Origin of the sequence: Neisseria sp. WLZKY-1, assembly GCF_046546535.1 — a bacterium.
In the GTDB taxonomy this organism is placed as follows: Bacteria; Pseudomonadota; Gammaproteobacteria; order Burkholderiales; family Neisseriaceae; genus Neisseria.
This window is the reverse complement of sequence record NZ_JBKGTW010000019.1, coordinates 21,300-37,848: the sequence shown is the minus strand read 5'-3', so window position 1 is coordinate 37,848 and position 16,549 is coordinate 21,300. Positions and strand designations below refer to the sequence as shown.

The window sequence follows — 16,549 nt, the reverse complement described above, 5'->3', positions numbered from 1 at the left end:
TGATTATTTTGCCGAAAACGGTACCACCGAAAACGGTATCCAAACGGCTTGATTTGAGTTTTGGTATTTTTGCCCGACGGGGTGAAAAATACAGTTGCTACGCATTTACCACACTCGGTTTTGCATCATCGGCGTGCTTGTTTCAGCAAAAGGCCATCTGAAAGCGTTTTTTGGGTTTTCAGACGGCCTTTACCATCGCGGAAATCAAGCCGTTTGCGCCAGCCATTCATCTGCCACGCGCGCCACGGCGCTTTCCGCCTCCGCCAGCGACTGCTGCAAACGCTCACCACCGAATTCGTCGTATTCCGCCGCAATGCTTTGCACGTCGGTAATGCCGATGTAGGCGAAGGCGGTGCGCACCGAGGCTTCGACGTGGTTGGCGTAATCCGCCTGGCCGCTGTCGTAGCCGTAGTCGCCGCGGGCGGAGACAATCAGCAGACGTTTATCTGCGTCCGCCAGCATCGGCCAGTAGGGTTTGCCCGCGCGGCTGCGGTCGAAGCCGAAGGTGCGGCCGACGCGCACGATATTGTCGATATAGGCTTTGAACTGGGCGGGCGGCGCGAAGTTATACATCGGTACGCCGGCCACGATGATGTCGGCAGCGATGAGTTCGTCCACCAGCGCGTCGCTTTCGCGCAGCACTTCGTTCATCCACGGCTCGCGCGCTTCGGGCGGGGTGAATGCAGCGTGTATCCAGCGGCCGCTCACCGGCGCAGGCGGGTTTTGCCCGACGTCGCGGTAAACAATGCGGCTGTCGGGGCGCGCCTGGCGCCAGCGTTCGACGAAGCGCGCGCTCAGGCGGCGGGTGTGCGAACCGTAGGCGTCTTCGCCGGAAATGCCGCTGCGGGCGCTGGAATCAATGTGTAAAATCGTGGTCATTCGCTGTCTCCTAATCAATGAGGCGGCGATTTTGCCGCTTGGCAAATGCCGCGAAAAATGGTGTTTTTGCAGCCGATAAACGCGATTTTTTCATCCATAGTGAGCCCAAATGAAAAATCTACGGCGTTGCTGCGCCTTAGCTCGAAGAGGGCGGTTTTCTACGGCATTAAAAATGCCAAGAAAACCTGCCCCGTACTGCCTGTACTGTCTGCGGCTTGCTGTCTTGTATCTTTTTCATTTTGACTCACTATATCTATGCCTGTGAACCACATTCCTTTTTCCCTCGGTGCGCTGCATGCCTTTGAAGCTGCGGCGCGGCTGGGCAGTTTCAAAGCCGCCGCTGCCGAACTTTCGCTGAGCGCCACCGCCATCAGCCACCGCATCCGCACGCTGGAAGCACAGTTGGGCAAAGCGCTGTTCGAGCGCCGCACCCGCGCCGTGGTGCTGACCGTCGAGGGGCGGGTGCTTGCCGAAGCCGTCAGCAGCGGTTTTGCCGCCATCGCCCAAGCCGCCGAACGCATCCGCCGCCCCGAGCGTAGGCGCGTGGTGCTGGCGCTCACGCCCGAGTTCGCCGCCCGCTGGCTGGTGCCGCGCCTTGCCGCTTTTCAGGCTGCCTGCCCCGATGTCGAGCTGCACATCCGCACCGATTACCGCCCCACCGATCTCGCGGCGGGCGAAGCCGATTTGGCGGTGCGCTACGGTGGCGGCACGGCGCCCGGCATCGAAGCGGTGCCGCTGTTTGACGAATCGTTTACCGCCGCAGCCGCTCCCGCGCTGGCCGTCAAGCTGCCCGCCAAACCGCAAAACTGGCCGCTGCTGCATCTGGACTGGCACAAACCGCAGGGCGCCGCCGACTGGACGGCTTGGGCGCAGGCGGCAGGCGTTCCGCCGCATACCATGCAGGGCGGCACCCGCTATTCCGACGCCGGCCATCTGATTCAGGCTGCCCTGGCCGGACAAGGCGTCGCCCTGCTCGGCCGCAGCCTGCTGGCCGAAGAATTCCGCCTCGGCCTGCTGCAAAGCGTGTCGGATATTATCCTGCCCGGCCAACCCTATTATCTGTGCCGCACCGCCGGCGTTGTGCTGTCGCCCGCGGTGCGTGCGGTGGTGGGGTGGTGGGGTGGTTGTCGCAAACGGCCGACAATGACTGCGGCACGCTTTTGCCGTAATGCCGCAGCGGTTTTCAATCAAAAGGCCGTCTGAAAGCTGCTGCGGGCTTTCAGACGGCCTGATCGTTGTTCTGCATGGGAATGCCGCCAAGACAAACAAGAACGGCATACGGCAATTTCCGATAAATGTTGTGCTATGAATGACACGATTAGAAGGTGTCAGACAAAAAAATAACCGCTGAAAAGCGGTTATTGGTGGCAGAGGCTCTATCGAAATCAGAGATTATACACATGATTTATATAAATAATTTTTTCATCAAATTATAAAATACCCCCAAAAATACCCCCATTTTGCAAAGGTCAGGCGGTTTTTGGGGTGGTTTGTTGTTTTTTTGACTATCCCTCCGTATCCCGATTCATCCCGCCGTATGCGTTCCCTGTATGGCGGGATTTTTTCACGGTCGGCATGGCTTGGCAACGGCGTGGGCGGTTTTTCTGTTCTATCAGGGTGTGGCGGGGTGGTCTGCGGTCAAATAGGCAGGCAAGGGGAGGCAGTCAGGCGGGCGGCAAAAAAAGCGTATAAATATAAAAAATGTGTTGTTACCGTTGTTACCGTTGTTACCGTTGTTACCGCGCTGTTAGTTACTGATTTGTATATGTAAAAAGGTAACAACATATGACAAATGACGTTGTTACCGTGTTGTTACCTCTGTCAGTTATGCTTTCAAGTTATTGATTATAAAGCGGTAACAACACGGTAACAACAAAGGTAACAACATAAAAACGGCCTTTCAGGGTCATTTTATTCAATATATTCAGTAATTAGCACGGTTGGGTAACAACGGTAACAACACTTTTCGCATTTTCTCGCGCGTATAGCGTTTTTGAAATTCAACAATCGGCGCATTTTTCGCCTGATTGTTTCCTGTTTGTTGATGATTGGGCGGGCGGGTTTGGCCGCCTGAATAAAGTAGGTTTTTGTTAACCTCGCAAAAAAGCCGCCTTGTTTGGCGGCTGGTGTTTTTTTTGGCTGCTCCTCTTTGGGCATTATCTTGAATTTGGCGGAGCGGTTTTCTTGAATGGTGGCAAAAAGCCGCCTTTGCGGCGGCTTGGTGTTTGAGGCAAATCGGCGGCTGCCCGTGCGGGCTGCCTACATGATGGCTTCAATGCCTTTGTTTTTTACCAGTGTCAGCAGCTTCAAGGCCGCGCCGCTGGGTTTTTTTATGCCCCGCTCCCAATCGGAAACTTGGTTTTTCCCTACGTTCAAATGGATGGCAAAGGCGGCCTGTGTCAGGTCTTCATGTTCGCGGATGGCGCGGATTTGTTCGCCTGTCAGCGGCTCGGCTTTGGTTAGGCATGATTTGTCAAAACGCTTCATTTCCGTATCGCTGATTACGCCCGCTTGGTGCAGGCCTTGCGCGGTGTCATGTATGGCGGCGAAAACTTCGCTTTTGTATTTCATGGTTATATCTCCGTCAGTGTGCTGTTTTCAATAGCTGCCGCTATTTGCGTATCGGTCATTGCAAGCATGATTTCGGCGGCGGCCTTTAATTCGGTCAGTTCTTCGCGGCTGATGTTTGCGCGGTCGTTTTTGGCAAATACCAGCATGAAGAAGGCTTTGTCGCCCTTTCTGAAAATAATCAGACTCCGGTAGCCGCTGCTTCTGCCCTGTCCTTTTCGGGCTATGCGCTGCTTGATAACGCCGCCGCCTAAATCGGCGTCTATCAGGCCGTTATCTGCCCTTTCGGCGGCTTCGCGCAAGTCTGCGTCTGTAATTCCTTGTTTGGCGGCAAATCGGGTTATGTATCTGTTTTTGAATATCCGCATGCTGTTCTTTCTGTAATGCTGGGCATTATATCGGCGTTGCCTGTTGCCGTCTAATCCGATGCATTGCTGTGTATGCGGTCGGCAATAAAAAACACCGGCGGCGGGGCTGGTGTTTGGGTTTTTCGGAGTGCTTTAAAAAGGCTTTCAGACGGCCTTTACTCTTGTCCGTCCGTTTCGGGCGGCTCTGCTCCTTGAAAGACGTAAAAGCGGCCTTTGTTTTTGCGCTGGAACTTCCAGCCCCTACCGTTTTCGGGGCGTATTAACCAGCCTGATTTATGTAGCACTATGCAGGCCTTGAATATGTCCGCGCCGTTTAGGATTTCGTCGGCCAGCACGGGCGGGATTATCCAAAACTCATCTATGCCTGCGGCGTTTAGTGCCGCATCGGGGTTTGGCCGTCTGTAACCTGCGTGATTGCGGTCGGTGTATGGGTCGTTCCATTGGGCAAAGCGGGGGGAATCGGCAAAGCGGTTCATGAAGTCGGCCATGCGTTTGATTATCTCGTTGTCTTCGTATTTGCCCGTGCCGTTGACGGCCAGCCAGTCGTCAAAACACTGTTTGATTCCCGCCGTGCCGATACCTGCGGGCAGGCCTGTAATGTCGGCGGCCAGCTCCAACGCGGCGGCGGCCAGGGCGAAGCGGCGGGCGATGCGGTAGGCTTGGCCGTTCAGTTCGGGCAGGGTGGCAAGAAAGGCGGCAAAGGCGGCGCGGATGGTGTCGGCGGACAGGGTTTGCAGTTTGGCCGCCCATGCGCGGATTGCCGTGCCGTGGTATTGCTGGGCGGCGGCTTTGAGGTGGTCGGACAAGGCCGCGCCGTTGGGAAAGCCGTGCAGGTTCTCGTAAATGCCGTGCAGTGTGGCGGCGGGGATGCTCGGCAGGCGCACGTTTTGCCCTGCCTCCCATGTTTCGCCCGCCCGCTCCATGTAGTTTTTTAGGGCGTATTCTCCCGTTGAAAACAGCAGTACGCGCCATTCCTGCCCTTCCCTGTTGCCGCCGTCTTTCGCGCCCTGTGTTTTGGATTTGCCGTTGATAACGGAATAGGCGGTTTTGCTGACGGTTCGCGGGTGGGCTTCGCCGATTTCGTCCAACACCAGCAGGCCGTCGTTGCGGGCAAGGGCTAGGTTGGAAAAGCCCAAATCCGTGCCGCGCCATGCGGCTTTGAGGGCGTTAGGGCTGCCGTAGACGGACAGGCCGACAAGGGCGGCGGTGGTTTTGCCGTCGGATGAATCGCCGTAGATGTGGAAGCCGCCGTTTTGCTCGTCCAAAAGGTGCAGAAGCGGGGCGGCCAGTGCCGTGCCGATTGCCAGCAGCAGGCGGCTGTTGCCTGCGGCGTAGCGGGCAATATGCTGTTGCCAGTCTTGCAGCGTGCCGCTTTGGGTGTAGGCAGGGGCTTGGCTGGTGTCGCCGTTGTAGATGACGCGGGAGGCTTTAAGGCCGTCTGAAAGGATTTCGCCGCTGGGCAGGATGTACGCGCCGCTCTGCCAGCCTGCTTTGCTGGTGACGGTGTAAGGGGTGGTTTTGCCGTCGGTTTGCAGGTAGTCGGCCAGCAGTTCGCGCTTGCGCCGCCCGCTCATGACGGTCAGGCCGTAGCCTTGCAGGCGCTGCCAACATGGGGGCGTGCCGATGTCGGCCATTGCCAGCGCGGCGGTTTTGCTTTGGCGGGTCAGGGCGTCGCGCCAGCGGATTACGCGGTAGTGGCCGCCGTTGGCGTCGATGCCGCGCCCTATCAGTTCGAGGCCGTCTGAAAGGCGCAGGGGCGGCTTTTCGATAATGCGGCCATCTTTGTCGGTTTCGGTGTGGATGTAGTAAACGCCGCTGCTTTTGCACTCGAAGTAGGGGCGGGCGGCCACGGGTTCAAAGTCGGCGGCGGGGTCGTTTGCTGCTTTCATTGTCGTTTCCTTTCATGGGTGTAGGCATATGCCTACGCCTTGTTTCTCTCGTTCCAAACGTCCAGCGCGTCGGATTCAGGGTTTTCAGGCTGCCATACGCCGCCGCCTATGCCTGCGCGGGCGGCGCGGCGGGTCAGGGCTTCGGCGGCTTTCTTGCCTGTTTGGCTGTGGTCGTTGTCGGCGGCAATCAGCAGGGTTTGCGTTTCAGACGGCCATTGCAGGGATTGCAGGCCGTGGGCGGACAGGGCGGCGATGGCGGGGATGCCGAAAAGCTGCCATGCGGCCAGGGCGGTTTCTATGCCTTCGGCGGCGATGATGCGGCCTTGCGCGTCGGGGCTGCCCAAATGCACGGCTGCGCCTGTAAACGCTCCCGCGTATCGGGTGGCCATTTTCTTGGCGGGCAGGGCTTCGCCGGTATCGGGATGGATGCCCGCAAACTTGCAGAATCCGCCGCGCCCGTCGGCTTGAAGATAGGTTTTATGCAGCCCTTGCAGTGTGCCGTCAGGGGTACGGACAGCGGCCAGCAGGGCGGGAAAGCTGCCGATTCGTTCAGGCTTGCCGCCGCGCTGTGTCCAGTAGGGCAGGGCGGGATGGCAACGCAAATCGGCGCATTGCATGAAAAGGCCGTCTGAAAGGCCGCGCCCTTTGAGGTACAGGGCGGCGGGGCTGTCGGCCAAGGGGGCGGCGGCGTCGAACAGGGCGGCCAGTTCGGGCAGTTTGTCCCGTTCGGCTTTCGGTGCGGCGGCGGGGGCGATGCGCGGGGCGGGGCGGTTTTCAGACGGCCTTGCCATGCCAAGCAGGGCGGAAACCTGATTTACAGATTCCGTAAAGCTGTAACCAAACACCAGCATAATCAGGTCAAAGCCGCTGCCGCTGCCGCATTGGTTGCAGATGTAGCCGCCGCTCTCTTGGTGGTTGGTGTAGCGGTAGCGGTTGCGCCCGCCGCAGTTTGGGCAGGGTTGATGCTTGCGGGTATTCAGCAGCTCTTGCGGGATGCCTAGCGCGGCATGGATGGCAGGCCAGCGGCCTTGCGCGGCGGCTTTGAGGTCGGACAGGTCAAAGGGTTTCATGCGCTTCGCTCCTTTCGGGTGGTTCTCCCAATGTGTCCCAATCGGGCGGAAACAGTGCCAACAGCAAATCGGTTTCCGTTGCGTCGGCGGGCAGGGCTTCGATTTGTGCCGTTACCCATTCCTGTATGCGGGCTTCGTTTTTGCCGCTCATTGCGTTCTCCTTTCGGGGGTTTATGGCAGGATGCCCATGCTTTCGGGGCTTGCGCCCTGAAAGAAAAAGCGCGGCAGGGTTTGGCTGATACGGCTTTCCTGTACGGGGTTTTTTGCGGCGTAGAGGTCAATGGCGGCCTGCGCCTGTTCGGGGGTGGGGTATGCGCCAAGCGTTGCCCAAACGTGTGTGAAGGCTTCGCCCGCGCGGGCTTTGGGGTTGGGGATGGATACGACGGCGATAAACATTGTTTTGCCTTTCTCCCCGTACAACGGGCGCAATAAGGGCTTTGTGTGCGCTTTTGGCGGGGTTTGGGGGGTGGGAAAGGGGTAGATATACCCCGCGCCGCAAAAGGCCGTCTGAAAGCCTGTGCGGGGCGGGAATGGGGGATTAGCAGCCTTGTTCGGCGGCAACGTTGCAAATTTCGTCTGCTAACCGCTGCCCGCAAATGTTGTCGGCGTCTTCGGCAAGGCATCCAAGCATGGTGATATTGCTCCATGTGCCTTTGCCGCCGTTTTGCTCGCAGGTTTTGAGGTTGTCCGCGATAACGGACGCATGAAAGGCGAAGTTGCCAAGGCGCAAAAGGGCGTCGGAAATTTGGCAGTAAAGCTCGTGCGGGATGGTGATGGTTTTTTCGGGGGATTGGATAGAAGTTTTCATGTTTACGCCTCCCCTGCTTCGGCACGGCAAAGGGCTGTGCAGATGTCCCGCGCGCCGATGGCGTCGGCGTCCTCTGCCAAGCCGTCCAACATAGTCAGTTGCGCTTTAATCAGGGGGGCGCAGTCGTCGGGCAACAGGCTGAAAACAGTGGCCTTGATGGTTTGGACGTTTTGCACAAAGGCGGCAAGTTCGTTCAGGCCGTCGGCAATTTGGCAATACAGGCTGAAAGAAATGGGGAAAGACGGGTTTTGCGCGTCGGCGCGGGTGGGGTTTGCCATGATTTGGCCTCCGTGATTTTTTGAGAGTTTGAGAATCCCCAAATTGGGGGCGGTGCTCTCTCTGGTATCACGACACCAGCCTGCGCCTTACGGTTGGCAGACACCGCCATAGCTTGACGGCTGCGCCTGATAAAGTTTTCAGACGGCCTGAAAGATATAGGCGTGAAAAATCGGCGTTTCACCCTGCCGATTCGGGCGTGATTTTTTGGAGAGAGAGGCCGTGATTCTGCAATCTCTGCGGGGGGGTTGTCAAGTTCAGACGGACTTTTCCAGCACTTCGCCGAAAGGTTCGATAATTTCGGCCAGCGCGGCGGCGTGCTGCGGGAAATGCTCCGTTGTAAAGACGGTCAGCAGTTGCAGGGTATGCACGGACTGCGCCAGGGCGGAAGCCTGCGGCATCATCCGCTTGTTGGCGGCTACGGTTTTGGTCAGCGCGTCGGCCAGCGTCGCCAGCACTTCGGCGCGCTTGGTTGCCGGTGTCTGTGTATCGGCGTACAGCTCTTCCGCCGTCTGCGCGTAAATATTCGTCATGCGGCGGACGATGTCTTGCGTGACGGTTTCCACGTCTTCCAAAGCGCGGGCTGCCCGCAGTCTGTTCCAGTCGTCGCCCGCCGCTTTGGCCTCGGCCTTCCATGCGTAGGCGGTTCGCAGGCATATCCCGCAGTCTGCCGCCGCCGTTTCCATGTTTGCGCCGTTGACGTAGGCACTGCGCAGTGCTTGGCGTGTCGTTTCGTGATGCATGGTTTGTCCTTTCATTCGTTGCGCTTGAGGATGTTGAAGATTGCCCTCTGGCTCAATCCGTAGCGGCGGGCAAGGGCGGCGGGGGTCATACCCATGCCCGAACCTTCCGCCATATCGTAGGCGGCGCGGATTTCGCGGTTGCGCAGCACTTCCCGCGCCTTGCGGCATGCCGGTATGGCAATGCCGCGCTGTTGTCCGTAGGCGGCGGCAAGGCGCAGGGCGGCGGCTTCACCGACAAGGGCGGCAAGACGGGCGTTACACCGCCTGCCTTGTACCGTTGCGCCTTTGGCAACGGGGTATTGTTCCCCGCCATGCTCGGACACCAGCAGCAGGGCGGTTTGCGTACCGGCCACGGTTTCCAGTTGCAGAAAGGTATCGGGCAGGTAGGGGCGGACAGTCGGCAGGTTTTCGGGTGTGAGTTTGGGCAGTTTCATGTTTTCCAATCCGAAAAGGTTAGGGGGTGGTTGCTGATTTGAATCGCCATGTTATTGCTTGAAAACGGTATTTCACGCAATAAAACGGCAAGAATTGCAGTTATGCCAGCGTATAAACACCGCGCTTGACGGTTTTGCCGTGCTTGTTCTCATGGGCGGACATGGTGCAGACAACGGGGAAGCCCGCCGCCCTGATTTCGTGGATGCGCGTGGTAAAGGCCATAATGCCCATCTGCGCGGCCTGATAGTGGGTGAGGCTCTGCCCGCTTTGCAGGATGGCGAGTATTTGGGCGTTTTGGCTGTCGGGTTTGAAGGGATGGGCTGCGGGTTTCATGCGCTCCCCTCCCTGTTGCGTGCGGCTGCCAAGCGGCCGATATAGGCGTTTACTTCGCTTTCCAGCCATCCAGTAACGCTTGCCGATACCTTGAACGGCTTAGGGAAGGCGGGGTCATGGTGTCGGCTTTTGGGGTTGGATTTGTACCAAACGGCGGAGGGGGAAATGCTCAACCGCTCGGCAACCTGCTTGACGCGCAGGATGACGGGGGCGGCGGGCTTTTCGGCGGCTGTGTTTTGTTTGTGCATGGTTGCTTTCCGTTTCATTGCGTTGGACACGGGGCGGATAGTAGGCGGGCGGGCGGCTTTCCCCGCAAAGTTGCGTTTCAGTACAAACGCCACTTTTTTTTGCCTCGCCCGGTCGGAACTTGGGGAAAGCAAAAGGCCGCCTGAATGGTGTTTCAGACGGCCTTTTAATCGGGCGTAAAAAAGCCCGCATTTCTGCGGGCGGCGGTTTCAGACGGCCTTCACTCAAACGGGTCAAACAGTTTCACGCCCGTGCGTTTGAAGTCGGCGGCGTTGCGGGTAACCAAAACCAAACGGTGCTGCTTGGCGGTTGCCGCTATCCATGCGTCATTTTCAGGGGCTTTATCGGGGATGTGCAGGGCGGCGCAGACGGCGGCGGTTTCGGCATCTGCGGGCAGGATGCGCCCGCTGAAAATCTGCTTTACTCCGTCAAACCATGCCCGCAAGCGCGCGCCCTGCGCTTTGTCTTTGCGCTCCATGCCTAAAACGCCTCTTTCCAGCTCCATCAAAACAACGGCGCAGGTGTACAGGTCGTCTTGTCTCTGCCCTGCCAGCCATGCAACCAAGCCCGCGCTTGCCGTGCCGCGCGGGATTTTCCGCATTTCGCTGATTACGTTGGTGTCCAGCAAATACATTAATCCAGCTCCACGGGACGGCGTTGCGCGGTGCTGCGCGGCGGGATTTCTAGCTCGATGTCTGCGGCATCGGGCAGGGCGGCAAGGGCTTCAAGTATGCTTTTTGGCTTGCCGGACAGCCGCAGAAATTCCGCATGGCTCATCAAAACCAAATCGGGGCGGCCTCTGTTGGTTATCAGCACGGGGGCGGCATGGGCGGCCTTTTGTGCCTGATTGGTGCGCTGGTTAAATTCGCGGCTGCTGTAAATCTTCATGGCGCGGCCTTTTCTGTATCGAAGTTGATACGGGATTATAGCGCATTGGACGGGATGGGGCGGCGTTATTCGCGGTTGGATACAGACCGCATAATTGGCCGCGTCATGGCCGATTGCGGACAACGGGCAAAAAAAGCCGCCTTTCGGGGCGGTTTTTCTGTTTGGCTGGTGTCCGTTTCGGTTTTCGGGTGTGCAAATGCCGCTTGCAGGCGTGTGGCTGCGTTTTTAGGGCTGTTCGGATGGCGGGTAATGGGTAGGATAGCTATCAGGCGGAAATCCCCGTATTTTGCAATACAGGCGCATTTGCGGCGGTTTGGCTTTTCCAGTCGTCTGAAAAGCAGGCCGCAAACAAAAGTGTAACCACTGTAACCACTATGTAACCACATAAATTTAGTTAAGTGGTTACGCGCAAACCCGCATGGATAAAGGCTTTCAGAGAAGTGTAACCACTGTAACCACTAAAAACGCGTTTTCTCGCGCGTATAGCGTTTTTCAGGCTGGCAGAAAAAAGCGCCGGTATTGCGGGCGCCGGAGCTTAGGTTTTACTAAGTTTTCATATGGATACAGCCTTGATTCATGCAGGCTTTTTGGCCGCTTCATAGTGCCGCCGCAGAAATTCCGCATACCATGCCAGCATTTCATGCCTTTGCGGCAGGTATTCCGTGCGGTGGTATGCCGCTCTCACTTTGTTTTGCTCCACATGGGCAAGCTGCCGTTCTATCACGTCTGGCGGGTAGCCGTTTTCGTTCAAGACGTCTGTTGCCAAGCTGCGGAAGCCGTGCGGGGTAGCAATGCCGCTGTAACCCATGCGCCCCGTGAGGTAGCTCAACGTGTTTTCGCTCATGGGCTTGTCAGGGTTGCCGACGGCGGGAAACAGATAGCGGCTGTGGCCTGTAAGGGCGTGCAGCTCTTGCAGCAGTTCCAGCGTCCAATCTGCCAGCGGCACGATGTGCGGGGCTTTCATTTTCATTTTTTCGGCAGGTATGCGCCACTCCCGCGCTTCAAAGTCAAAATCTGCCCATTCCGCTTTGCGAAGTTCGCCCGCCCTGACAAAGGTCAGCATGATGATCAGCATGGCCAGACGGGTGGGCTGCTTGATGTTTTCGTGCAGCAAGCGGCGGTAAAACTCCGTCAGTTCCGATTGCGGCAAAGCGGGCTGGTGTTTTTGTTTGGGTGCTTTGATCACGCCCGTCAGCGGTACGGCGGGATTGTTTTCCGCCCGCTCGGTGCGTATGGCGTAGTTGAAGACGGCTTTAATGCGCTGCAAGACGGTGGCTGCCGTATCCAATGCGCCGCGCTTGGCCACGTTTTCAATCACGGCCTGAACCTGTTTGACGGAAATGCCGTTTATCGGCTCTTTGCCTATGGCGGGCAGAATATCCGCCTCAAAGCTGCGCCAAACTTTGGCGGCATGGGCAGGTGTCCAGCTTGGCAACTGGTAGGCGTGCCATTCGCGGGCGATGTTTTCAAACGTATTGCAAGCCGCCGCCTGCCGCTCTGCTTTGGCCTGTTGCTTGGTGGCGGCGGGGTCGATGCCCTTAGCCAAATCCGCCCGCGCCTGTTCGGCGGCTTGGCGGGCTTCCAGCAGGGAAACGGCGGGGTATTTGCCGATTGAAAGCAATTTCTCTTTCCCGCCGATGCGGTATTTCAGCCGCCACAGCTTGCCGCCTGCGGGGGTAACGGCCAAATGCAGGCCGCCGCCGTCTGTCAGCTTGTAGGGCTTTTCGGCGGGCTTGGCGTTCTTTATTTGGCGGTCGTTTAGGGGCATTTTGGGGGTATTTTTTCGGGGGTATTTCGGGATACCCCCAAATATACCCCCTGAAATTGGTTGCTTCAATTAGACGGGATTGGACGGCGTTAGACGGCGGGATTAGCTTGAATCAGGCGCAAAGCCTTGTGTATCGGGCGTTTGGTTTACGGCGTTAGACGGCGTTAGACAAAAAAATAACCGCTGAAAAGCGGTTAGTGGTGGCCAGAGGCAGGATCGAACTGCCGACACACGGATTTTCAATCCGTTGCTCTACCAACTGAGCTATCTGGCCTTGCGGAAAGACGGCATTAAATCATGTCCGTAACCGAGAGGCAAGGAATATTTTACAAAAATCCATAAGTGGCTAATATTTTTCATGCTTTAATTCGGCAGGGAAGTTTATTCCGTGCTGCTGCGCCATGCCGCGTGGCGCAAAAGGCCGTCTGAAAGCGAAGTTTCAACGAAGTGGAAACCTGTTTTCAGACAGCCTTTTTGCCGCTTGTTTGTTTATTTCGGGTTTTTCTCAATCAGGGCGACGAGTTGGTCGATGTAGCCTTGGACGAACCCGCGCGCCGATTCGGTGAGTTTGCCGTTTTCGTCAAACAGGGTGGGCGAGTTGCCGAGGAAGACTTCGGGCTGGCCGGTGAGCGGCATGTTGAAGTAGGATAGGGCGAGACGCAGGTTTTTCTGCGAGCTGTAGCCGCCCATTTTGCCGACGGAGTGGCTGATGATGCCGGCGGGGGTGTTTTTCCAGGCAACGTCGGCATTCGGTTTCGAGCCGATGTCCACGGCGTTTTTCAGGCAGGCGGGTACGGTGCGGTTGTTTTCGGCGGTAACGAACAGCACGCCGTCGGACGCTTTGATGGTTTCGCGGAAGGCTGTGTAGCTTTCGGGCGTGGGGAAATCGGTTTCGTTCGGGTCGTCGTAGTCGAAGTTGTAGAGCGGCAGGTGGCCGATTTCGACGATTTCGGCCTCATAGCCTGCAGGGAACATGGAGATGGTGTTTTGTGCGATTTTGCGGGCAAACGAGCCTTTGCGCAGGCTGCCGACCAAGATGCTGACTTTTTTCGCCATTTTGCTTTCCTTTTCTGATGGGTAAACGAATCCGCCTAAGGCGGGGACGGCAATGATAATAATTGTAAAAACCATAAGGTGCAAGCGCGGCGCGCAGACGGACGAGATGCTGTTTCAATGCTAAAATGCCGCCTTTTCGAGGCCGTCTGAAAGGGGCGGATATGCAGACACTGACACCCGAATTACAGGCACGCGCCGCCAAAATCAAACTGCTGGTGATGGACGTGGACGGCGTGCTCACCGACGGGCGGATTTTCATCCGCGACGACGGCGAAGAAATCAAATCCTTCCACACCCTCGACGGCCACGGCCTGAAAATGCTGCAGCAAAGCGGCGTTCAGACGGCCATCATTACCGGCCGCGACGCCCCCTCCGTCGGCGTGCGCGTGCGCCAGCTCGGTATCACTTATTACTTCAAAGGCATACACGACAAACGCGCCGCCTATGCCGAGTTGCGCGAACAGGCGGGCGTGGCCGAAGACGAATGCGCCTTTATCGGCGACGACGTGGTCGATTTGCCCGTAATGGTGCGCTGCGGCCTGCCCGTCGCCGTGCCCGAAGCGCATTGGTTTGCCAAACGCCATGCCGCCTACGTCACCCAACGCAGCGGCGGCCAAGGCGCGGTGCGCGAATTGTGCGACCTCATCATGCAGGCACAGGGCACGCTGGATGCCGCCCTTGCGGAGTACGTCAAATGAGCGGCAAACGCAGTTACGGCTGGCTTTTCCCGCTGGTTTTGGCAGGCGCGCTCGGCGGCCTGTCCGCCTGGCTCGACCGCATCAGCGCCGTCACCGTCGAAGAAACCGCCCTCAACCCCAACGAACCGCAATACCTGATGGAAGGCATCGCGGGCAGGCGTTTCGACAAACAGGGCGATCTGCAGGAACAGCTCGACGCCGAATCCGCCCGGCAATACCCGAACGGCAAAGAAATCGTTTTCAGACGGCCTCTGCTGCAAGTGTACGCCCAAGGAAAAAAAGCCTACCAAGTCGGCAGCGAAGAAGCGCGCTACACCGTCGACAGCCGCAAAATCCTGTTTGAAAACCAAGTGGTGCTGACCAAAGAAGCCTTCGGCGGCAAACCCGCAGGCCGCCTTTCCACCGACCGCCTCACCGTCGACACCGCCGCTAAAACCGCCGCCACCGACCGCCCCGTGCAGTTTGCCTACGGCCAATCGCAAGGCACGGCCGACGGCATGACCTACGACTACAACCAAGGGCTGCTCAAACTGCCCGCACGAGTGAAAGCCACCGTTTATGACCCGAAAAACCCTTCTTAACGCCGCCGCAGCCGTCCTCCTGCTTGCCGCCGCCCAGGCGCACGCCCTCGAAAGCGACCGCAAACAACCCATCGAAATCGAAGCCGACCAGGGCGAGCTCGACCAGAAAAACCGCTCCACCACCTTCAGCGGCAACGTCTCCATCAAACAAGGCACGCTCAACATCCGCGCCGCCAGCGTCAACGTCGTGCGCAGCGACGACGGCCAGCAGCACATGAAAGCCAGCGGCAGCCCCGTGCGCTTCGGCCAAACCCTCGACGGCGGCAAAGGCACGGTCAACGGCGAAGCCTCGCAGGTCGAATACTCCTCCGCCACCAACGTCGTCCGCCTCAGCGGCAACGCCAAAGTCACGCGCGGCGGCGACAAGGCCGAAGGCGCGGTCATCACCTACAACACCCGCACCGAGGTCTACACCGTCAGCGGCAGCAAAGCGGCGGGCGGCAAAGCGGGCAAACGCGTTAGCGTCGTCATCCAGCCCGACAGCATGGGCAAAAACAAAAAATAAAACGCGCCGCCCTGAGCACGCAAGAGGCCGTCTGAAAGCCCTGTTTAGGGGATTCAGACGGCCTCTGCATACCGCCGCCGCATCTCACTTCCTCCCGCGCGGGCTCTGCACCAAAGCGCGGGGGGAAGGCAGGGGAGGGAGTGGCGGTTTGCCAAACCGCTTGTCCGCCGCACAAGCTGCAAATGTTGCCGCAGCAGGTATGCGGAAGGTATGCGGATCGAAGTAAAAAGGCCGTCTGAAAGCCCGAATATCAGGTTTTAACTTCGTTGAAGCTTTGTTTTCAGACGGCCTTTTCAGACGGCCTTTTTTGCTGTTCCTGAATTTCCGCTTCCTTACCTGCGCCTCTGTCCAGCCCGCGCGCGGAGGAGGGTTTGGGCGGGAGCGGTATTTTGCAGAAACGCCTTTTGGGCAGCCGCCGTATCCCGTCCGATATTTTTGCAGCGGCAACTGCCGCGCCCCGACCATTCTGCGCAAACGGATAATGAATATGGCGGCCGCTGTTTCAGACGGCCTCTGTTCCGCTGAAACCGATACAATCGCCCTTTTTTCCGCAGGCTGCCGCCATGACCGTTCCCTTTCTTCCGCCGCTCGACTACCGTTTTCCCGATCCCGCCCGCGCCCTTGTCGAAAGGGACGGGCTGGTGGGCGTCAGCGCCGATTTGGACACGGGGCGGCTGCTGGCGGCCTACCGCGCGGGCGTGTTTCCGTGGTTTTCCGAAAACGGGCTGTTCTACTGGTTTGCCACTGCGCCGAGGGCGGTGCTGCTGCCGCAGAATCTGCGCGTCGGCCGTTCGCTGGCGAAGACGCTGCGCAACAAACCTTATCTTGTTACCGCCAACCGCCGTTTTGCCGACGTTGTCGCCGCCTGTGCCGCCAAACCTCGCCCGGGGCAGGACGGCACATGGATTGCGCCCGAGTTTCAGACGGCCTACACGGCGCTGCACAGGCTGGGGCACGCGCATTCTTTCGAGTGTTTTCTGCCCGACGGCTGCGGCCGTCTGAAACTGGCGGGCGGGTTTTACGGCGTGCAGATCGGGCGTGTGTTTTACGGCGAATCGATGTTTGCCGACGCGCCCGATGCGTCGAAAACCGCCTTTGCCTGCGCCGTTCCCTTTCTCGCCCGCTGCGGCATCGCGCTGATCGACTGCCAGCAGGACACGGATCACCTGCGCCGCTTCGGTTCGCAAACCATGGATTTTTCGGATTTTCAGACGGCCTTGCGTACGCTGAACGCGCAGGCTTTGGCTGCGGACATTGGCGCTGCGGTGGTGGCGGACAATACGGGCGGCGCGGGCGGACGTGGAGCGGTGGCTCTTTAAATTAAAGAGCGAAAGGCCGTCTGAAAGCGGAGCTTCAACGAAGTTAAAAAGGGTTCAGACGGCCTGATTCCTGCGGATGAGGTTTCTCCGCTGCTCCGTATGCTCGGTAACGGGTCGGC

22 protein-coding genes and 1 tRNA gene are annotated in these 16,549 nt (G+C 58.3%); 5 read left to right on the top strand and 18 right to left on the bottom strand.

Annotated elements, in window-relative coordinates; genetic code table 11:
- Positions 1-204: 204 nt before the first annotated feature.
- A complete protein-coding gene (locus ACLD9W_RS06815) occupies positions 205-879 on the bottom strand; it encodes an FMN-dependent NADH-azoreductase (RefSeq protein ID WP_410841316.1) in 675 nt (224 codons plus the stop codon).
- A 255-nt stretch (positions 880-1,134) separates the two neighbouring features.
- Here ACLD9W_RS06815 and ACLD9W_RS06810 point away from each other — a divergent pair, with 255 nt between their 5' ends.
- Entirely contained in the window at positions 1,135-2,082 is a 948-nt protein-coding gene (locus ACLD9W_RS06810) for a LysR substrate-binding domain-containing protein (RefSeq protein ID WP_410841315.1), read from the top strand.
- 1,056 nt (positions 2,083-3,138) lie between these two features.
- Here ACLD9W_RS06810 and ACLD9W_RS06805 read toward each other — a convergent pair.
- The 17 genes from ACLD9W_RS06805 to ACLD9W_RS06725 form a co-directional block, all read right to left on the bottom strand.
- Positions 3,139-3,450, bottom strand: coding sequence for a helix-turn-helix domain-containing protein (locus tag ACLD9W_RS06805; protein ID WP_410841314.1), 312 nt, complete (start codon positions 3,448-3,450; stop codon positions 3,139-3,141).
- Positions 3,451-3,452: 2 nt separating this feature from the next.
- Positions 3,453-3,815 carry a type II toxin-antitoxin system RelE/ParE family toxin gene (locus ACLD9W_RS06800; RefSeq protein WP_410841313.1) on the bottom strand — a complete coding sequence of 121 codons (363 nt, stop codon included), beginning with the start codon at positions 3,813-3,815 and terminating at the stop codon, positions 3,453-3,455.
- A gap of 155 nt (positions 3,816-3,970) precedes the next feature.
- A complete protein-coding gene (locus ACLD9W_RS06795) occupies positions 3,971-5,704 on the bottom strand; it encodes a DUF927 domain-containing protein (protein ID WP_410841312.1) in 1,734 nt (577 codons plus the stop codon).
- A gap of 32 nt (positions 5,705-5,736) precedes the next feature.
- A complete protein-coding gene (locus tag ACLD9W_RS06790) occupies positions 5,737-6,774 on the bottom strand; it encodes a toprim domain-containing protein (RefSeq protein ID WP_410841311.1) in 1,038 nt (345 codons plus the stop codon).
- Entirely contained in the window at positions 6,761-6,925 is a 165-nt protein-coding gene (locus ACLD9W_RS06785; RefSeq protein WP_160312016.1) for a hypothetical protein, read from the bottom strand. Before ACLD9W_RS06785 ends, ACLD9W_RS06790 begins: the two co-directional genes overlap by 14 nt.
- Positions 6,926-6,945: 20 nt before the next feature.
- Positions 6,946-7,170 carry a triose-phosphate isomerase gene (locus ACLD9W_RS06780; protein WP_410841310.1) on the bottom strand — a complete coding sequence of 75 codons (225 nt, stop codon included), beginning with the start codon at positions 7,168-7,170 and terminating at the stop codon, positions 6,946-6,948.
- Positions 7,171-7,312: 142 nt separating this feature from the next.
- The gene (locus ACLD9W_RS06775) at positions 7,313-7,582 is read right to left on the bottom strand and encodes a hypothetical protein (RefSeq protein WP_410841309.1); all 270 of its coding nucleotides are present in this window, start codon (positions 7,580-7,582) and stop codon (positions 7,313-7,315) included.
- Between the two features lie 2 nt (positions 7,583-7,584).
- Entirely contained in the window at positions 7,585-7,860 is a 276-nt protein-coding gene (locus ACLD9W_RS06770; protein ID WP_410841308.1) for a hypothetical protein, read from the bottom strand.
- Positions 7,861-8,115: 255 nt separating this feature from the next.
- Positions 8,116-8,616 carry a DUF1804 family protein gene (locus tag ACLD9W_RS06765; protein WP_410841307.1) on the bottom strand — a complete coding sequence of 167 codons (501 nt, stop codon included), beginning with the start codon at positions 8,614-8,616 and terminating at the stop codon, positions 8,116-8,118.
- The gene (locus tag ACLD9W_RS06760; protein WP_410841306.1) at positions 8,613-9,035 is read right to left on the bottom strand and encodes a Mor transcription activator family protein; all 423 of its coding nucleotides are present in this window, start codon (positions 9,033-9,035) and stop codon (positions 8,613-8,615) included. Before ACLD9W_RS06760 ends, ACLD9W_RS06765 begins: the two co-directional genes overlap by 4 nt.
- A 100-nt stretch (positions 9,036-9,135) precedes the next feature.
- Positions 9,136-9,369 carry a helix-turn-helix domain-containing protein gene (locus ACLD9W_RS06755; RefSeq protein ID WP_410841305.1) on the bottom strand — a complete coding sequence of 78 codons (234 nt, stop codon included), beginning with the start codon at positions 9,367-9,369 and terminating at the stop codon, positions 9,136-9,138.
- On the bottom strand, positions 9,366-9,617 hold the full coding sequence (locus tag ACLD9W_RS06750; protein ID WP_410841304.1) for a helix-turn-helix transcriptional regulator: 252 nt from the start codon (positions 9,615-9,617) through the stop codon (positions 9,366-9,368). Before ACLD9W_RS06750 ends, ACLD9W_RS06755 begins: the two co-directional genes overlap by 4 nt.
- Before the next feature lie 218 nt (positions 9,618-9,835).
- The gene (locus ACLD9W_RS06745; RefSeq protein WP_410841303.1) at positions 9,836-10,249 is read right to left on the bottom strand and encodes a type II toxin-antitoxin system VapC family toxin; all 414 of its coding nucleotides are present in this window, start codon (positions 10,247-10,249) and stop codon (positions 9,836-9,838) included.
- Positions 10,249-10,503, bottom strand: a complete 255-nt coding sequence (locus tag ACLD9W_RS06740) for a type II toxin-antitoxin system prevent-host-death family antitoxin (protein ID WP_410841302.1) — start codon at positions 10,501-10,503, stop codon at positions 10,249-10,251. The genes ACLD9W_RS06745 and ACLD9W_RS06740 overlap by 1 nt, the downstream gene beginning before the upstream one ends.
- 574 nt (positions 10,504-11,077) lie before the next feature.
- Entirely contained in the window at positions 11,078-12,271 is a 1,194-nt protein-coding gene (locus ACLD9W_RS06735) for a tyrosine-type recombinase/integrase (RefSeq protein ID WP_410841301.1), read from the bottom strand.
- Positions 12,272-12,469: 198 nt separating this feature from the next.
- Positions 12,470-12,545 (bottom strand) — tRNA-Phe (locus ACLD9W_RS06730).
- Between the two features lie 215 nt (positions 12,546-12,760).
- Positions 12,761-13,327, bottom strand: coding sequence for an NADPH-dependent FMN reductase (locus ACLD9W_RS06725; RefSeq protein ID WP_410841300.1), 567 nt, complete (start codon positions 13,325-13,327; stop codon positions 12,761-12,763).
- Positions 13,328-13,488: 161 nt separating this feature from the next.
- On the opposite strand from ACLD9W_RS06725, the gene ACLD9W_RS06720 reads away from it, so the two are divergent.
- From ACLD9W_RS06720 to aat, 4 genes are all read left to right on the top strand, one after another.
- Entirely contained in the window at positions 13,489-14,025 is a 537-nt protein-coding gene (locus ACLD9W_RS06720; protein ID WP_410841299.1) for a KdsC family phosphatase, read from the top strand.
- A complete protein-coding gene (lptC, locus tag ACLD9W_RS06715; RefSeq protein WP_410841298.1) occupies positions 14,022-14,606 on the top strand; it encodes an LPS export ABC transporter periplasmic protein LptC in 585 nt (194 codons plus the stop codon). The genes ACLD9W_RS06720 and lptC overlap by 4 nt, the downstream gene beginning before the upstream one ends.
- Complete coding sequence (lptA, locus tag ACLD9W_RS06710; protein WP_410841297.1) at positions 14,584-15,111, top strand: lipopolysaccharide transport periplasmic protein LptA; 528 nt, start codon at positions 14,584-14,586, stop codon at positions 15,109-15,111. The genes lptC and lptA overlap by 23 nt, the downstream gene beginning before the upstream one ends.
- A 563-nt stretch (positions 15,112-15,674) precedes the next feature.
- Entirely contained in the window at positions 15,675-16,430 is a 756-nt protein-coding gene (gene aat / locus ACLD9W_RS06705) for a leucyl/phenylalanyl-tRNA--protein transferase (RefSeq protein WP_410841296.1), read from the top strand.
- Positions 16,431-16,549: the final 119 nt, after the last annotated feature.

Bases quoted from the DNA above. Each gene is read 5' to 3' on its own strand.
- ACLD9W_RS06745 (WP_410841303.1), bottom strand. From the start codon at position 10,249: ATGTATTTGCTGGACACCAACGTAATCAGCGAAATGCGGAAAATCCCG.
- ACLD9W_RS06740 (WP_410841302.1), bottom strand. From the start codon at position 10,503: ATGAAGATTTACAGCAGCCGCGAATTTAACCAGCGCACCAATCAGGCA.
- ACLD9W_RS06775 (WP_410841309.1), bottom strand. From the start codon at position 7,582: ATGAAAACTTCTATCCAATCCCCCGAAAAAACCATCACCATCCCGCAC.
- ACLD9W_RS06770 (WP_410841308.1), bottom strand. From the start codon at position 7,860: ATGGCAAACCCCACCCGCGCCGACGCGCAAAACCCGTCTTTCCCCATT.
- ACLD9W_RS06735 (WP_410841301.1), bottom strand. From the start codon at position 12,271: ATGCCCCTAAACGACCGCCAAATAAAGAACGCCAAGCCCGCCGAAAAG.
- lptC (WP_410841298.1), top strand. From the start codon at position 14,022: ATGAGCGGCAAACGCAGTTACGGCTGGCTTTTCCCGCTGGTTTTGGCA.
- ACLD9W_RS06765 (WP_410841307.1), bottom strand. From the start codon at position 8,616: ATGAAAGGACAAACCATGCATCACGAAACGACACGCCAAGCACTGCGC.
- ACLD9W_RS06795 (WP_410841312.1), bottom strand. From the start codon at position 5,704: ATGAAAGCAGCAAACGACCCCGCCGCCGACTTTGAACCCGTGGCCGCC.
- ACLD9W_RS06725 (WP_410841300.1), bottom strand. From the start codon at position 13,327: ATGGCGAAAAAAGTCAGCATCTTGGTCGGCAGCCTGCGCAAAGGCTCG.
- ACLD9W_RS06810 (WP_410841315.1), top strand. From the start codon at position 1,135: ATGCCTGTGAACCACATTCCTTTTTCCCTCGGTGCGCTGCATGCCTTT.
- ACLD9W_RS06755 (WP_410841305.1), bottom strand. From the start codon at position 9,369: ATGAAACCCGCAGCCCATCCCTTCAAACCCGACAGCCAAAACGCCCAA.
- ACLD9W_RS06780 (WP_410841310.1), bottom strand. From the start codon at position 7,170: ATGTTTATCGCCGTCGTATCCATCCCCAACCCCAAAGCCCGCGCGGGC.
- lptA (WP_410841297.1), top strand. From the start codon at position 14,584: ATGACCCGAAAAACCCTTCTTAACGCCGCCGCAGCCGTCCTCCTGCTT.
- ACLD9W_RS06720 (WP_410841299.1), top strand. From the start codon at position 13,489: ATGCAGACACTGACACCCGAATTACAGGCACGCGCCGCCAAAATCAAA.
- ACLD9W_RS06790 (WP_410841311.1), bottom strand. From the start codon at position 6,774: ATGAAACCCTTTGACCTGTCCGACCTCAAAGCCGCCGCGCAAGGCCGC.
- ACLD9W_RS06760 (WP_410841306.1), bottom strand. From the start codon at position 9,035: ATGAAACTGCCCAAACTCACACCCGAAAACCTGCCGACTGTCCGCCCC.
- ACLD9W_RS06750 (WP_410841304.1), bottom strand. From the start codon at position 9,617: ATGCACAAACAAAACACAGCCGCCGAAAAGCCCGCCGCCCCCGTCATC.
- ACLD9W_RS06805 (WP_410841314.1), bottom strand. From the start codon at position 3,450: ATGAAATACAAAAGCGAAGTTTTCGCCGCCATACATGACACCGCGCAA.
- ACLD9W_RS06800 (WP_410841313.1), bottom strand. From the start codon at position 3,815: ATGCGGATATTCAAAAACAGATACATAACCCGATTTGCCGCCAAACAA.
- ACLD9W_RS06785 (WP_160312016.1), bottom strand. From the start codon at position 6,925: ATGAGCGGCAAAAACGAAGCCCGCATACAGGAATGGGTAACGGCACAA.
- ACLD9W_RS06815 (WP_410841316.1), bottom strand. From the start codon at position 879: ATGACCACGATTTTACACATTGATTCCAGCGCCCGCAGCGGCATTTCC.
- aat (WP_410841296.1), top strand. From the start codon at position 15,675: ATGACCGTTCCCTTTCTTCCGCCGCTCGACTACCGTTTTCCCGATCCC.